Origin of the sequence: Streptomyces sp. NPDC008125, from assembly GCF_042957125.1 — a bacterium.
GTDB lineage: Bacteria > Actinomycetota > Actinomycetes > Streptomycetales > Streptomycetaceae > Streptomyces.
This window is the reverse complement of sequence record NZ_JBIBHR010000003.1, coordinates 313,934-328,070: the sequence shown is the minus strand read 5'-3', so window position 1 is coordinate 328,070 and position 14,137 is coordinate 313,934. Positions and strand designations below refer to the sequence as shown.

The following is a 14,137-nucleotide window of genomic DNA, read 5'->3' as shown; positions in this document are numbered from 1 at the left end:
GTCCCCTGTCGGCGCGGTGGGCGGCTGGAAGCGGCACTTCTGGGCGCGGGCGCCCCGGAGGGGGTGCCCGGACGGGGTCAGTACGACTTCGGCAGGCCCAGTGACTGGTGGGAGACGTAGTTGAGGATCATCTCGCGGCTGACCGGGGCGATCCGGGCGACGCGGGCCGCCGTGATGAGCGAGGCGAGTCCGTACTCGCGGGTGAGGCCGTTGCCGCCGAGGGTGTGCACCGCCTGGTCGACGGCCTTCACGCAGGCTTCCCCGGCCGCGTACTTCGCCATGTTGGCGGCCTCGCCCGCACCGATGTCGTCGCCCGCGTCGTAGAGGGCGGCGGCTTTCTGCATCATCAGCCGGGCGAGTTCGAGCTCGACGTGGGCGACGGCGAGCGGGTGGGCGATGGCCTGGTGGGCGCCGATCGGGGTCTTCCACACCTGGCGGGTCCTGGCGTACTCGACGGCCTGGCCGAGCGCGTACCGGCCCATGCCGATACCGAAGGCGGCCGTCATGATGCGTTCGGGGTTGAGCCCGGCGAAGAGCTGGAGCAGCCCGGCGTCCTCGTCGCCGACGAGCGCCTCGGCGGGCAGCCGTACGTCGTCGAGGACCAGCTCGAACTGCTTCTCCGGGGCGTGGAGTTCCATGTCGATCTGCGAGCGCCCGAAGCCGGGGGCGTCGCGCGGGACGATGAAGAGGCAGGGCTTGAGCTTCCCGGTACGGGCGTCCTCGGTGCGGCCCACGATGAGCGTGGCGTCGGCGATGTCGACGCCCGAGACGAAGACCTTCCGGCCGGTGAGCAGCCAGTCGTCGCCGTCGCGGCGGGCGGTGGTGGTGATCCGGTGCGAGTTGGAGCCGGCGTCCGGCTCGGTGATCCCGAAGGCCATGGTGAGGCTGCCGTCGGCGAGTCCGGGGAGCCACTGACGCTTCTGCGCCTCGGTGCCGAAACGGGATATCACCGTGCCGCAGATCGCCGGGGAGACCACCATCATCAGCAGCGGGGCACCGGCGGCTCCCAGCTCCTCCAGCACGATGGAGAGTTCCGCCATTCCGGCGCCTCCCCCGCCGTACTCCTCGGGGAGGTTCACGCCCAGGTAACCGAACTTGGCCGCCTCGGCCCAGAGTTCGTCGGTGTGCCGGCCCTCCGCGACGACGGAGGCCAGGTAGGCGCGCCCGTAGCGCTTGCCGAGGGCGGCGACGGCGGCGCGGAGCGCCTGGTGCTCGGCGGATTCGAGGACGGTGCTCATGACTGTGGCTCCTCCTGTGGCGTGGCCTGTGGCGTGGCCTGTGGCGTGGCCTGTGGCGTGTCCTGTGGCGTGTCCTGGGCATGAGGTGGTTCGCCCGCGAGGGGTGGGTCCTGCGGTGTCTCCCGCACTGCCTCCTGCTCCGCCTCCTGCGCCTTCTCCTGTACGACGGCGAGCAGCGCGCCGACCTCCACCTGGAGGCCCGGCGCGGCGTGGAGCGCGGTGAGGGTGCCGGTGGCGGGGGCGAGGATGCGGTGCTCCATCTTCATCGCCTCCAGCCAGATCAGCGGCTGCCCGGCCTCGACGGCGGCCCCGGGGGCCAGCCCTTCGGCGAGGCGGACGACCGTGCCGGGCATGGGGGCGAGCAGCGAGCCGGGCTCGCTGCGGGCGGTGGGGTCGGTGAAGCGGGGCAGGGCGGTGAAGGTGTGGGAGCCGTCCGCCGTGTCCACGTACACCTGGTCGCCGTGGACGGTGACGGCGAACCGCCGTGCGACACCGTCGAGTTCGAGGGCGACCCGGTCGGGGCGGATCTCGGTCACCCGGATGCCCTCCGCCTCGTGCGGGACGGGGCCGGTGCGGGCGGCCCGGTAGGCGATCTCGTACTCCCCGGCGTCGGGCTCGGCGCGGTAGCGCTTGGTCTGCGGCTGGGAGGGGAGGTTGCGCCAGGCGCCGAAGCGGGCGGGTACGGCGGCGTGCGCCGGGGTCCGTACCGCTCCCCCTGCCGGACCGGCCGCTCCCCCTGCCGCACCGGCCGCTCTCCCTGCCGGACCGGCCGCTTCACCGCTCGTACGGGCCGCCGCGTCGGCGAGGGCGGCGGCCAGGGCGGCGCGGCGGACGGCCGTCTCCTCGGGGGCGGGCGTGAGGGTGGCGAGGTGGCGGTCGTAGAACCCGGTGTCGAGGCGGGCGGCGAGGAAGTCGGGGTGGCGCAGGGAGCGGACGAGCAGGTCGCGGTTGGTGACCGGGCCGTGGATCCGGGCGCGTTCGAGGGTGCGGGCGAGGAGCCGGACGGCCTCGGTGCGGGTGGCGGCGTGGGCGACGACCTTGGCCAGCATCGGGTCGTAGTGCACCCCGATGGTGTCGCCGCCGGTGTAGCCGGTGTCCAGGCGGACCCCCGGTTCCTCGGGCAGGTCGAGCGCGTGCAGGAGTCCGGTCTGCGGGCGCCAGTCGTGGGCGGGGTCCTCGGCGTAGAGCCGGGCCTCCACGGCGTGCCCCCCGGGCGCGGGCGGCCCGGCGGCGGGCAGCGGCTCGCCCTCGGCGGTCCGCAGCTGGAGGGCGACCAGGTCGAGCCCGAACACCGCCTCGGTGACGGGGTGTTCGACCTGGAGGCGGGTGTTCATCTCCAGGAAGTACGGGCGCCCTTCGGCGGAGACCAGGAACTCCACGGTTCCCGCGCCCCGGTAGCCGACGGCCCGGGCGGCGGCCACCGCCGCCTCGTGCAGCCGGGTCCGCAGTTCCTCGCCGAGACCGGGCGCGGGGGCCTCCTCGACGACCTTCTGGTGGCGGCGCTGGAGGGAGCAGTCGCGGGTGCCGAGCGCCCAGACGGTGCCGTGGTCGTCGGCCATCACCTGCACCTCGACGTGCCGGCCGCGCTCCACGTACGGCTCGGCGAAGACCTCGCCGTCCCCGAACGCGGACTCCGCCTCCGCCCTGGCTGCCGTCAGCTCGGCCGGAAGCGCGTCGAGGTCCCGTACGATCCGCATCCCCCGTCCGCCCCCGCCCGCCGCCGCCTTGAGCAGCAGTGGCAGGTCGGCCCCGGTCGCGGTGGCCGGGTCGACGGGGGCGAGCAGCGGCACCTCGGCGGCGGCCATCAGCTCCTTGGCGCGGGTCTTCGAGGCCATCTGCTCGATCGCCTTGACCGGCGGGCCGACCCAGAGGAGCCCGGCGTCCTGCACGGCGGCGGCGAAGGGGGCGTTCTCGGAGAGGAAGCCGTACCCCGGGTGCACCGCGTCGGCACCCGCCGCGCGTGCGGCGGCGACGATCAGGTCCCCGCGGAGGTAGGTGTCGGCGGGCGCCGCCCCCGGCAACCGTACGGCGAGGTCGGCCTCGCGGACGTGCAGGGCCCCGGCGTCCGCGTCGGAGTACACGGCGACGGTGGTGATGCCGAGCGCCCGGCAGGTGCGGAAGATCCGGCAGGCGATCTCGCCGCGGTTGGCGACGAGCAGGGAAGTGATCACGTCAGTCCTCACGGTGGTGCGCGGTCGTCACGGGCCTCACGGTCGTCATAGCCCTCACGGTCGTCACGGCCCTCACATCCGGAAGACGCCGAAGCCGCCGCGGGCGCCTTCGACGGGGGCCGTGTGGATCGCGGACAGGCACATGCCGAGAACGGTCCTGGTGTCGCGGGGGTCGATGACCCCGTCGTCGTAGAGCCGCCCGGAGAGGAAGGCCGGCAGCGACTCGGCCTCGATCTGCTGCTCCACCAGGGCGCGCAGTCCGGCGTCGGCCTCGTCGTCGTACGGGCGGCCCTTGGCGGCGGCGGAGGCGCGGGCCACGAGGGAGAGCACCCCGGCGAGCTGCTGCGGACCCATCACGGCGGACTTGCTGCTGGGCCAGGCGAAGAGGAAGCGGGGGTCGTAGGCGCGCCCGCACATGCCGTAGTGACCGGCGCCGTAGGAGGCGCCCATCAGCACGGAGAGGTGCGGGACCTTGGAGTTGGAGACCGCGTTGATCATCATCGCGCCGTGTTTGATGATGCCGCCCTGCTCGTACTCCTTGCCGACCATGTAGCCGGTGGTGTTGTGCAGGAAGACCAGCGGGATGTCGCGCTGGTTGGCGAGCTGGATGAACTGGGCGGCCTTCTGCGACTCCGCGCTGAAGAGAACGCCCTGCGCGTTGGCGAGGATGCCGACCGGGTAGCCGTGCAGCCGCGCCCAGCCGGTGACGAGGCTGGTGCCGTAGAGCGGCTTGAAGGCGTCGAAGTCGGAGCCGTCGACCAGCCGGGCGATGACCTCGCGCGGGTCGAACGGCACCTTGAGGTCGCCCGGCACGATGCCGAGCAGCTCCTCCTCGTCGTACTTCGGCGGTTCGGCGGGACCCGGATCGGGGTGCGCCTTGCGCCAGTTGAGGCGGGCGACGATCCGGCGGGCCTGCCGCAGCGCGTCGTGCTCGTCCACGGCGAAGTGGTCGGCCAGCCCGGAGGTGCGGGCGTGCATCCCGGCGCCGCCGAGGGACTCGTCGTCGCTCTCCTCGCCGGTCGCCATCTTCACCAGCGGCGGGCCGCCGAGGAAGACCTTGGACCGGTCCTTGATCATGACGGTGTGGTCGGACATTCCGGGGACGTACGCGCCTCCGGCGGTGGAGTTGCCGAACACCACGGCCACGGTGGGGATTCCGGCGGCGGAGAGCCGGGTCAGGTCGCGGAAGAGCGCCCCGCCGGGAATGAAGATCTCCTTCTGCGAGGGCAGGTCGGCGCCCCCGGACTCGACCAGGCTGATGCAGGGCAGCCGGTTCGCGAAGGCAATCTCGTTGGCCCGCAGCGCCTTCTTCAGCGTCCACGGGTTGGAGGCGCCGCCGCGTACGGTCGGGTCGTTGGCGGTGATCAGGCACTCGACGCCCTCCACCACCCCGATCCCGGTGACGAGCGAGGCGCCCACCGTGTAGTCGCTGCCCCAGCCGGCCAGTGGCGAGAGCTCCAGGAACGGGGTGTCCGGGTCGATCAGGAGCTCGATCCGCTCGCGGGCGGGCAGCTTCCCGCGCGAACGGTGCCGGGCCACGTACTTCTCGCCGCCCCCGGCGAGCGCCTTCGCGTGCTCGGCCGCGAGGTCGTCGAGCTTGGCGAGCAGGGCGGCCCGGTTGGCGGCGTACTCGGGTCCGGCGGTGTCGAGCCCGGTGGGCAGGACGGTCATGCGGCGGCCTCCGGTGCGATGTCTCGGTACGGGGTTACGGGCATGGGTAACGGCTCATGGCTCAGGTCGCCGGGTCGAGCAGGGAGACGGGTACGGCCAGGTGACGCGAGCGGAGCCACTCCCCCAGCGCCTTGGCCTGAGGGTCGAACCGCGCCTGCGCGGCGACCCCCTCGCCCAGCAGTCCACGGACGACGAAGTTCACCGCCCGCAACTGCGGGAGCACATGCCGCTCGACCTCCAACCCGCCGGTCTCCGGCAGGAGTTCGCGGAACCGCTCGACGGTCAGCTCATGCGCGAGCCACTGCCAGGCGCGGTCGTCGCGCACCCACACCCCGACGTTCGCGTCGCCGCCCTTGTCGCCGCTGCGCGCCCCGGCGAGCAGCCCGAGCGGCACGCTCCGGGTCACCTCCGGCGTCGGCGCGGGCGGCAGCGGGGCCTCGGGCTCCACGAGGTCGAGCACCCGGGTCACCGTCGGCGCGGGCACGTCCTGCCGGGTGCCGTCCGGCAGCACGGCGGTGTGCACGACCTCGGACGCCGGTACGTAAGCCGCCTCGAAGACCCCGTACGGCGCGCCCTTTCCGGGCGGGGCGGTGACGTGGAACCCGGGGTAGCTGCCGAGGGCCAGCTCCACGGCGGCCCCGGAGACCGCCCGGCCGACCGCCTCCGCGTCCTGGTCGCGCACCACGAGCCGGAGCAGCGCGCTCGCGGTCTCCTCGGTGGGCGCGTCGGGGTGGTCGGTGCGGGCCAGCTCCCAGCGGACTTCGGCGGGCGCCTTCCCGGACCGGTCGAGCGCATCGGCGAACTGCTCCTGCACCAGGAGGGACTTGGCCTCGATGTCGAGTCCGGTGAGGACGAAGACCACCTCGTTGCGCCAGCCGCCGAGCCGGTTGAGCCCGACCTTCAGCGTGGGCGGCGGCGCCTCGCCCCGTACCCCGCTGATCCCGACCCGGTCCTGGCCCTCCTGCGCGAGCCGGACGGTGTCGAGGCGGGCGGTGACGTCGGGTCCGGCGTACCGGGCGCCCCCGGTCTCGTACAGCAACTGGGCGGTGACGGTGGAGAGATCGACCACCCCGCCGGTCCCGGGGTGCTTGGTGATGACGGAGGAGCCGTCCGCGTGGATCTCGGCGATCGGGAAGCCGGGGCGGCGGACGTCGTGGTCGCCGAAGAAGGCGTAGTTCCCGCCGGTGGCCTGCGTACCGCACTCCAGGACGTGTCCGGCGACCACGGCCCCGGCGAGGGCGTCCAGGTCGCCGGGGCCCCAGCCGAAGTGGGCGGCGGCGGGCCCGGTGACCAGAGCGGCGTCGGTGACCCGGCCCGTGACGACGATGTCCGCGCCCGCCCGCAGGCAGGCGGTGATCCCGGCGCCGCCGAGGTACGCGTTGGCGGTGAGGAACCCCTCGGGCACCGGCCGGCTGTCGCCCTCCACATGGGCGACCCGCACGGGTATCCCGAGCTTGTCGGCCAACTCGCGGACGGCGTCGGCGAGTCCTGCCGGGTTGAGGCCGCCTGCGTTGGCCACGATCTTCACCCCGCGCTCGGCGGCCAGCCCGAGCCCCTCTTCGAGCTGCCGCAGGAAGGTGGAGGCGTACCCGCGCGAGGGGTCCTTCAGGCGGCTGCGGCCGAGGATGAGCATGGTGAGCTCGGCGAGGTAGTCGCCGGTGAGGACGTCGAGCGGGCCGCCGGTCAGCATCTCGCGCATCGCGTCGAACCGGTCGCCGTAGAACCCGGAGGCGTTGCCGATGCGGAGCGGGGTGGGCGCGGGCTGGTCGAGCGGGGGCGTGGGGGCGGGGTCCTCGGCGGGCCCGGTCGGCTCGGTGACGGAGACGGGAATCGAGACGGGGGCGGGCAGCCGCGCGCCCAGCCCCAGGGGGTCGGGCGACGCGGTGGGGTTCTCCGTGGGCGGGACGGTGGTCATGTTCCCTCACTTCGCAGGGGGTTCGCGGCTACTTCGGACTCGCCCTCTCTCCTGCCCCCGCCCGCGCCCCTGTCCCCGCGCGCTCCGCCGTCCCCGCGCGGCGCGCGCCCGGCACCCGGCAGCCCGGCGAACGCCTGAGCGATGTCCAGCCAGCCGTCCGCCTCGGCACCGACCGCCCGCAGCGCGAGGTCGTCCCGGTGGGCGCGCCGCGTCACCAGCAGACAGAAGTCCAGCAGCGGCCCGGTCACCCGCTGCGCCGCCCCCTCGGGCCCGAACGCGATCAACCCGCCTCCAGGTGAGGTCAGTTCCACCCGGAACGCCTCGCCCGGCGGTGTCGCACCCCGCACGACGTAGGCGTAGTCCCGGGCCCGTACGCCGATCCTGGCGACATGCCGCAGCCGCTCGGCCGGCGCCCGGACGACCCCGAGCGCGTCGGCCACGTCCTGCCCGTGCGCCCAGGTCTCCATGAGCCGGGCGGTCGCCATCGAGGCGAGGCTCATCGGCGGCCCGTACCAGGGGATGCGGGTGCCGGGAACGGCCTCCCGCAACACCTCCTGGAGCCGCTCCCGCCCGGCCCGCCACCGCCGCAGCAGCTCCGCCGGCGAGGAGGAGGCGACGGCCGCCCCGGCGGCCTCGTCCACGAAGCTCTCCGGCGCGGCGAGCGCCGCCTCCACCTCGGCCCCGAAGGCCCCGGGGTCGGTCGCGGCGGTCACCGCGACCCCGTCGGTCCAGGTCAGGTGCGCGATCTGGTGGGCGATCGTCCAACCGGGCGCGGGGGTCGCCACCGCCCACTCCTCGTCGCTCAACTCGGCCACGAGCGAGTCGAGTTCTTCGCTCTCGTCCCTCAGATCGTCGATCACGGCGATGGCATCGGACACGTGCGCTCCCCTCGGGGCATGGCGTGGTGCCCCGGAGCATTCCAGCGCCCACGGAAACAAGCAAGCGTGCTTGCATGATTTTCTGTTCCGCGCGCTCCGGCTCCTTCCGCAAGGTGGTTAGGGTCGAGCCCATGACCTCCATGGATGTCTCCCTGCGGCCGGTGCACCCCAGTGATCTGCCCGTGTTCTTCCGGCACATGAGCGACCCCGAATCGCATCGGATGGCCGCCTTCACCGCCGAGGACCCGACGGACCGGGTTCACTTCGACGCCCACTGGAAGCGCGTCTCCGCCACCCCCGGCGTCGTCACCCGCACCGTGCTCACGGACGGCGACGTGGTCGGGCACGTAGCCGTGTACGGCGAGCCGGCCGAGCGGGAGGTCACCTACGTCATCGACCGCTTCTTCTGGGGACGGGGCATCGCGACCGCCGCGTTGCGGATCCTGCTCGAAGAAGTGGCCGAACGCCCGCTGTTCGCCAGGGCGGCGGCGGACAACACCGGATCGGTGCGGGTCCTGGAGAAGTGCGGCTTCGAGGTCGTCCGCGGGGAACGGGGCTACGCGAACGCGCGGGGAGAGGAGATCGACGAGCTGGTCCTGCGGTTGGCCGGATGACGTCACGGCCCGCTCTTCTACGCCTCCTGCCGCCGCTTCCTCTTCCGCGCCCCGCCGACCTGCCCCCGTACCGCCCCCACGCTCGCGCCGATCACAAGGGCGATGGCGAGGGCGTCCGTGGTGGAGAGGGCCTGGTCCAGGATGAGGAACCCGGCGAGCGCGGCGATGGCCGGTTCGAGGCTCATCATCACGGCGAAGGTGGAGGCGGGCAGGCGGCGGAGCGCGATCAGTTCCAGGGTGTACGGGAGTACGGAGCTGAGCAGGGCCACCGCGGCGCCGAGCAGGACGGTGGTCGGGACGGTGAGCTTCGTGCCGGACTCCGCGATGCCGAGGGGCAGCGAGAGGAGGGCGGCGACGGCCATCGCGAGGGCCAGGCCGTCCGCCTTCGGGAAGCGGCGGCCGGTGCGGGCGCTGAAGACGATGTACAGGGCCCACATCGCACCGGCCGCGACGGCGAGTCCGGCGCCGAGGAGGTCGAGCCGGCCGAAGCCGCCGGCGCCGCCGAGCAGGGCCACTCCGACGAGCGCGAGGCCCGCCCAGAGGAGGTTGACCAGGCGGCGGGAGGCGATGACGGAGAGGGCGAGCGGGCCGAGCACCTCCAGGGTGACCGCGATGCCGAGGGGGATGCGGTCGAGTGCCTGGTAGAAGAGGTTGTTCATCGCGCCCATCGTGACGCCGAAGGCCACGACGGTCCCCCAGTCCGCGCGGGAGTGGCCGCGCAGCTTGGGGCGGCAGACGACCAGCAGCACCACGGCGGCCACCAGCAGGCGCAGCGTGACCACGCCGAACGCGCCGGCCCTGGGCATCAGCAGGGCGGCGACCGCCGCGCCGAACTGGACCGAGACCACACCGCCGACGACGAGGGCGACCGATACGAGCGTGCCACCGCGCCCCGCCGGCTGCCCGGAGCGGTGCGGTCCGCCGGTGGGAGCGTCGGGCGCTCCGTCCAGGGCGGTCACCGCCTCGGGGACGGTGACGGCTGCGGCCGGCTCTACGGCGCTGCGCGGGTCGTTCACTGGGTGGCCTTCCGGATGGGGTGGGCGGGGCGGCTGAACACACCCCCCTCAGTACAATATAGTGCACCCTCAAGTGCATCACGCTGGACTATGCGCGAGCAGCCCGTCCGTCCACCGTAGGCAGTCGCGCGCCGGGCGTGAAATGCCTTCTGCGCTCCGGTTATGCTCCGCACGCATGAGCAGGGAACAGCGGGACGACGACCGGGACGACGACCGTACGCAGGCCCGGGACGACGACCGTACGCAGCACCGGAGCGTCGCCGGCCGCACCGGCACCGGGCGCCCGATCGAGCTGCGCCATCTCCGGGCCTTCCTGGCCGTCGCCGACGAGCGCAACATCACCCGGGCGGCCGAGCGCCTCGGCCTCACCCAGCCCGCCGTCTCCCGGACCCTCGCCTCACTGGAGGCCCACCTCGGCACCCGCCTCGTCGACCGGTCCACCCACCACCTGGACCTCACCGCGGAGGGCGTCGCCTTCCGGGACAAGGCGGCCCTCGCGGTCAGCGCCTTCGACGACGCGACGGGCACCGGGCGCCCGCAGCGCCGGCCGCTGCGGCTCGGGCACGCCTGGTCGGCGTTCGGCCGGTACACCACACCGCTGCTGCGGACCTGGCAGGCGCGGTACCCGCAGACCCCGCTGGAGCTGCTGCGCATCGACGACCGTACGGCCGGGCTCACCCGGGGCGAGGTGGACGCGGCGCTGCTGCGTGGGCCGGTGGAGGCGCCGGGGCTGGTCACCGAGGCGCTGTTCAGCGAGGAGCGGGTCGCGGCGGTCACGGCGGACGGCCCGTACGCCGGTCGCGCCGCACTCTCCCTCGCCGACCTGGCGGCGGGGCCGGTGGTCCTGAACACCGTGTCCGGCACCACCACGCCCGGCCTCTGGCCCCCGGACGCGCGGCCCGCCGCCACCCTCACCGTCGCCAACACCGACGACTGGCTCACCGCCATCGCCGCCGGACGCGGATCGGGCGTCTCCGCCGCGTCCACCGCCGACATGCACCCGCACGCCGGGGTCGTCTTCGTCCCGCTGACCGACGCCCCGCCGCTGCCCGTGCTGCTCGCCCGCCGCGACGGCCCGGGGCACCCGGCGCTCCCCCGGCTCGCGGCGCTCGCACGGGAGATCGTTTCGGGGGAGGGCGGCCCGTGGGAAGGCCACGGCTGAGGGAGAACGTCTCTCAGCTCAGGACGAGCTGTGGGAGAACGTCTCTCAGCTCAGGACGAGCAGGACGGCCAACGCGAAGAGCAGCGAGTCGATCCGGTCCGGCAAGCCCCCGGAACCGGCGAGCCACCGCCCGGAGTCCTTGGCCCGTGCGCCCCTCGTGACCATGGATTCGAGCAGGTCGCCCGCCGGGCCGCCGACCGCTGCCGCGATCGCCGTCGGCCGGCTCGGTGCGGCGAGCACGACGAGCACTCCCAGGCCGGCGACGGCCCCTGCCAGGGTGCCGCTCCACCGTTTGGCGGGCGACAGCGGCGACAGCGGCGACAGCCCGGGACCACCGGGCCTCCGGCCCGCGACGTACGGCGAAGGCCGCCTACCCCGGCCCCTCCCGCCCCTCCCCCTCCAGCCCCTCCGCCAGGAGCTCCGCGAGGTGCTTGGCCCGCACCCCCTCCAGCTGCTCCAGTTGGGTGCGGCAGGAGTAGCCGTCCGCCAGGATCTCCGTACCCGGGGCCGCCGACCGTACGGCGGGCAGCAGTTGCTCCTCCGCGCAGGCCACCGAGACGTCCCAGTGGCCCTTCTCGAAGCCGAAGTTGCCCGCCAGTCCGCAGCAGCCTCCGGTCAGCTCGCCGTCGAGACCGGCCCGTCGACGCAGGCGCCGGTCGGCGGTGTCGCCGAGGACGGCGTGCTGGTGGCAGTGGGTCTGGCCGGTCACCGCGCGGTCCAGCCGGGGCGGGTCCCAGTCGGGGGCGTACTCCTCCAGGTACTCGGCCAAGGTCTTCACGGAGGCGGCGAGTCCGGCGGCGCGTGGGTCGTCGGGGAGGAGTTCGGGGAGGTCGGTGCGGAGGGCGGCGGCGCAGCTCGGTTCGAGGACGACGAGGGGCCGGCCGAGGGAGGCGCCGAGGCGGTCCAGGGTGCGTCGCATGACGGTACGGGCGCGGTCGAGGCGCCCGGTGGAGACGTAGGTCAGCCCGCAGCAGAGCCCCGGGCCCGGGTGGCGCACGACCCGGCCGGCGGATTCCAGGACACGGACGGCGGCGCGCCCGACCTGCGGGGAGAGGTACGTGGTGAAGGTGTCGGGCCACAGCAGGACCTCGCCACCCACATCCGTGCCGGCCCCGCCCGCACCGGCCACACCGGCCGCACCGACGCCGGCCCCGCCCGCACCGGCCCCGCGCGTGGAGGATCCCGCCCACCGCGTGAACGGCTCGCGTGCCAGCGCCGGGATCGGGCGCTCGGGGGCGATGCCCGCCAGGCGCTTGGCGAGGGCGGCGAGGGGGCGGACGCGGGCGAGGGCGTTCAGCAGTGGGGCGACGGGGGCGGCGAGGCGGAGCCAGCGGGGCAGCGAGCCCAGGGCGTAATGGGCGGCGGGGCGGAGCCGGCCCCGGTAGTGGTGGTGGAGGAACTCCGCCTTGTACGTGGCCATGTCGACGCCGACCGGGCAGTCGCTGCGGCAGCCCTTGCACGAGAGGCAGAGGTCGAGCGCGTCGCGGACCTCCGTCGAGCGCCAGCCGTCGGTGACGATCTCGCCCGCGAGCATCTCGTGGAGCAGCCGGGCCCGGCCGCGCGTCGAGTGCCGCTCCTCGCCGGTGGCGCGGAAGGAGGGGCACATGACGCCCGCCCCCGGTGCCGCCGTCGTACGGCACTTGGCGACGCCCACGCACCGGCGCACGGCAGCCGTGAAGTCGCCGCCGTCCTGCGGGTATCCGAAGGTGACGTCGACCGGGCGGCGGGGCAGGACGTCGAAGCGGAGGTTGGTGTCGAGCGGGTCCGGGCGGACCAGCATCCCGGGGTTCATCCCGCCGTACGGGTCCCACAGGTCCTTGAACGCGGCGAAGAGTGAGACGAGTTCGGTGCCGTACATGAGGGGGAGGAGTTCGGCGCGGGCCTGTCCGTCGCCGTGTTCGCCGCTGAGCGAGCCACCGTGGGCGGCGACGAGCCGGGCCTGCTCCTCGGAGAAGCGGCGGAAGCGGGCGATGCCTTCGGGGGTGAGGAGGTCGAAGTCGATGCGGACGTGGATGCAGCCGTCGCCGAAGTGGCCGTACGGGGTTCCGCGCAGGCCGTGTTCGGTGAGCAGGGCGCGGAACTCGCGCAGGTACGGGCCGAGTCGGGCGGGCGGCACCGCGCAGTCCTCCCAGCCGGGCCAGGCTTCGGTGCCGTCGGGCATCCGGGTGGCGGTTCCGGCGGCGTCCTCGCGGATGCGCCACAGGGCGCGCTGTCCGGCGGGGTCGGTGACGACGGCGGCGTCGAGGGCGTCGGCGGCGCGCACGATGCGGGTGGCCCGGTCGTGGGCCTCGGCGGGGCCGGCGCCGCCGGTCTCCACGAAGAGCCAGGCGCCACCCCGGGGCAGTCCGGCGGGTTCGCGGACGAGGTCGGCGGCCATGCCCTCGACGGTGAGCGGGCCGTGGGCGAGGAGTCCGGCGGCGGCCTCGGCGGCGGCTGCCTCGTCCGGGTAGCCGAGGACGGCGAGGGCGCGGGCGGGCGGGGACTCGACCAGCCGGACGGTGGCCTCGGTGACGACGGCGAGGGTGCCCTCGCTGCCGCAGAAGGCGCGGGCGAGGTCGGGGCCGCCGGGGTGTTCGGGGAGCAGGGCGTCGAGGGCGTAACCGGAGATGCGGCGCGGGAGGCCGGGGAAGCCGGTGCGGAGTGGTGCGAGGTGGCGGTCGACGAACTCCCGCAGCCCGGCGGGGGCCCTCTCGGCTCCCCAGCCCCGGCCGAGGCGCAGGGCGTCGCCGCCGTAGCGGGCGACGGTGAGGGCGTGGACGTTGTCGGCGGTGGTGCCCCAGGCGACGGAGTGGGCGCCGCAGGAGTTGTTGCCGATCATGCCGCCGAGGGTGCAGCGGCCGTGGGTGGAGGGATCGGGGCCGAAGGTAAGTCCGTGCGGGGCGGCGGCGGCCCGCAGGGTGTCGAGGACGACGCCGGGCTGGACGACGGCCGTACGGGAGCCGGGGTCCAGCTCCACGATGGCGTCGAGGTGCCGGGTGAGGTCGAGGACGACGCCGGTGCCGGTGGCCTGGCCCGCGATGGAGGTGCCGCCGCCGCGCGGCACGACGGGTACCCCGTGGGCGCGGCAGACGGCGAGGGCGGTGGCGACGTCGTCGGCGTCGCGCGGGGCGACGACTCCGAGGGGAACCCGCCGGTAGTTGGAGGCGTCCATCGTGGTGAGCGCCCGGGAGGCCGCGTCGAAGGAGGTCTCCCCCCGGACCTCGGAGCGGAGGTCCCGGGCCAGGGCGTCGCTGAGGGCGTGCTGTTCGGCCATGGCACCAGCATGCCGGGCGGGAACCTGCACTCTTCGGACAACACCGCCCGCACGGTCACATACGCAACACGGAACGACAGAGAACGACACCTGGACTTCCCAAAAGGGCCCTCAATTCTCCTATAGTGAGCACGACTTGTGCTGGAACAATCAGCTCCAGTTGTCACGGCTCCCTCACCCTCCGCGACGAGGGCGACGAAGGCCGTTCCTCCGACCGCC

General features: G+C 74.3%; 9 protein-coding genes and 1 pseudogene. 2 read left to right on the top strand and 8 right to left on the bottom strand.

What is annotated here, in order from left to right; translation table 11 throughout:
* Positions 1-77 precede the first annotated feature (77 nt).
* The 5 genes from ACFZAX_RS06745 to ACFZAX_RS06725 all read right to left on the bottom strand — a co-directional run bounded on the left by ACFZAX_RS06745 (position 78) and on the right by ACFZAX_RS06725 (position 7,873).
* Positions 78-1,238 (bottom strand): acyl-CoA dehydrogenase family protein, encoded by a 1,161-nt coding sequence (locus tag ACFZAX_RS06745; RefSeq protein WP_390959764.1) that lies wholly within the window; start codon positions 1,236-1,238, stop codon positions 78-80.
* Positions 1,235-3,409, bottom strand: coding sequence for a biotin carboxylase N-terminal domain-containing protein (locus ACFZAX_RS06740; RefSeq protein WP_390959762.1), 2,175 nt, complete (start codon positions 3,407-3,409; stop codon positions 1,235-1,237). The genes ACFZAX_RS06745 and ACFZAX_RS06740 overlap by 4 nt, the downstream gene beginning before the upstream one ends.
* 72 nt (positions 3,410-3,481) lie before the next feature.
* Positions 3,482-5,080: a carboxyl transferase domain-containing protein gene (locus ACFZAX_RS06735; RefSeq protein WP_390959760.1), complete on the bottom strand. Its 1,599-nt coding sequence runs from the start codon at positions 5,078-5,080 to the stop codon at positions 3,482-3,484.
* 61 nt (positions 5,081-5,141) lie between these two features.
* Positions 5,142-6,995, bottom strand: coding sequence for an acyclic terpene utilization AtuA family protein (locus tag ACFZAX_RS06730; protein WP_390959758.1), 1,854 nt, complete (start codon positions 6,993-6,995; stop codon positions 5,142-5,144).
* Entirely contained in the window at positions 6,992-7,873 is an 882-nt protein-coding gene (locus ACFZAX_RS06725; RefSeq protein ID WP_390959756.1) for a TIGR03084 family metal-binding protein, read from the bottom strand. The genes ACFZAX_RS06730 and ACFZAX_RS06725 overlap by 4 nt, the downstream gene beginning before the upstream one ends.
* A gap of 140 nt (positions 7,874-8,013) precedes the next feature.
* Here ACFZAX_RS06725 and ACFZAX_RS06720 point away from each other — a divergent pair, with 140 nt between their 5' ends.
* Positions 8,014-8,487: a GNAT family N-acetyltransferase gene (locus ACFZAX_RS06720; RefSeq protein ID WP_390960075.1), complete on the top strand. Its 474-nt coding sequence runs from the start codon at positions 8,014-8,016 to the stop codon at positions 8,485-8,487.
* A gap of 17 nt (positions 8,488-8,504) precedes the next feature.
* Here ACFZAX_RS06720 and ACFZAX_RS06715 read toward each other — a convergent pair whose 3' ends face one another.
* A complete protein-coding gene (locus tag ACFZAX_RS06715) occupies positions 8,505-9,503 on the bottom strand; it encodes an EamA family transporter (protein WP_390959753.1) in 999 nt (332 codons plus the stop codon).
* 286 nt (positions 9,504-9,789) lie between these two features.
* Between ACFZAX_RS06715 and ACFZAX_RS06710 the strand changes: the two genes are divergently transcribed.
* Positions 9,790-10,665: a LysR substrate-binding domain-containing protein gene (locus ACFZAX_RS06710; protein WP_390960074.1), complete on the top strand. Its 876-nt coding sequence runs from the start codon at positions 9,790-9,792 to the stop codon at positions 10,663-10,665.
* Between the two features lie 45 nt (positions 10,666-10,710).
* Here the strand turns inward: ACFZAX_RS06710 and ACFZAX_RS06705 are convergent.
* Both ACFZAX_RS06705 and ACFZAX_RS06700 read right to left on the bottom strand, forming a co-directional pair.
* A pseudogene (locus ACFZAX_RS06705) lies at positions 10,711-11,022 on the bottom strand (phosphatidate cytidylyltransferase); the annotation flags it as partial.
* Between the two features lie 13 nt (positions 11,023-11,035).
* Positions 11,036-13,918, bottom strand: coding sequence for an FAD-linked oxidase C-terminal domain-containing protein (locus ACFZAX_RS06700; RefSeq protein ID WP_390959751.1), 2,883 nt, complete (start codon positions 13,916-13,918; stop codon positions 11,036-11,038).
* Positions 13,919-14,137: the final 219 nt, after the last annotated feature.

What these genes read in the sequence shown, in the direction of transcription:
- ACFZAX_RS06745 (WP_390959764.1), bottom strand. Translation starts at nt 1,238, where the DNA reads ATGAGCACCGTCCTCGAATCCGCCGAGCACCAGGCGCTCCGCGCCGCC.
- ACFZAX_RS06735 (WP_390959760.1), bottom strand. Translation starts at nt 5,080, where the DNA reads ATGACCGTCCTGCCCACCGGGCTCGACACCGCCGGACCCGAGTACGCC.
- ACFZAX_RS06730 (WP_390959758.1), bottom strand. Translation starts at nt 6,995, where the DNA reads ATGACCACCGTCCCGCCCACGGAGAACCCCACCGCGTCGCCCGACCCC.
- ACFZAX_RS06720 (WP_390960075.1), top strand. Translation starts at nt 8,014, where the DNA reads ATGGATGTCTCCCTGCGGCCGGTGCACCCCAGTGATCTGCCCGTGTTC.
- ACFZAX_RS06700 (WP_390959751.1), bottom strand. Translation starts at nt 13,918, where the DNA reads ATGGCCGAACAGCACGCCCTCAGCGACGCCCTGGCCCGGGACCTCCGC.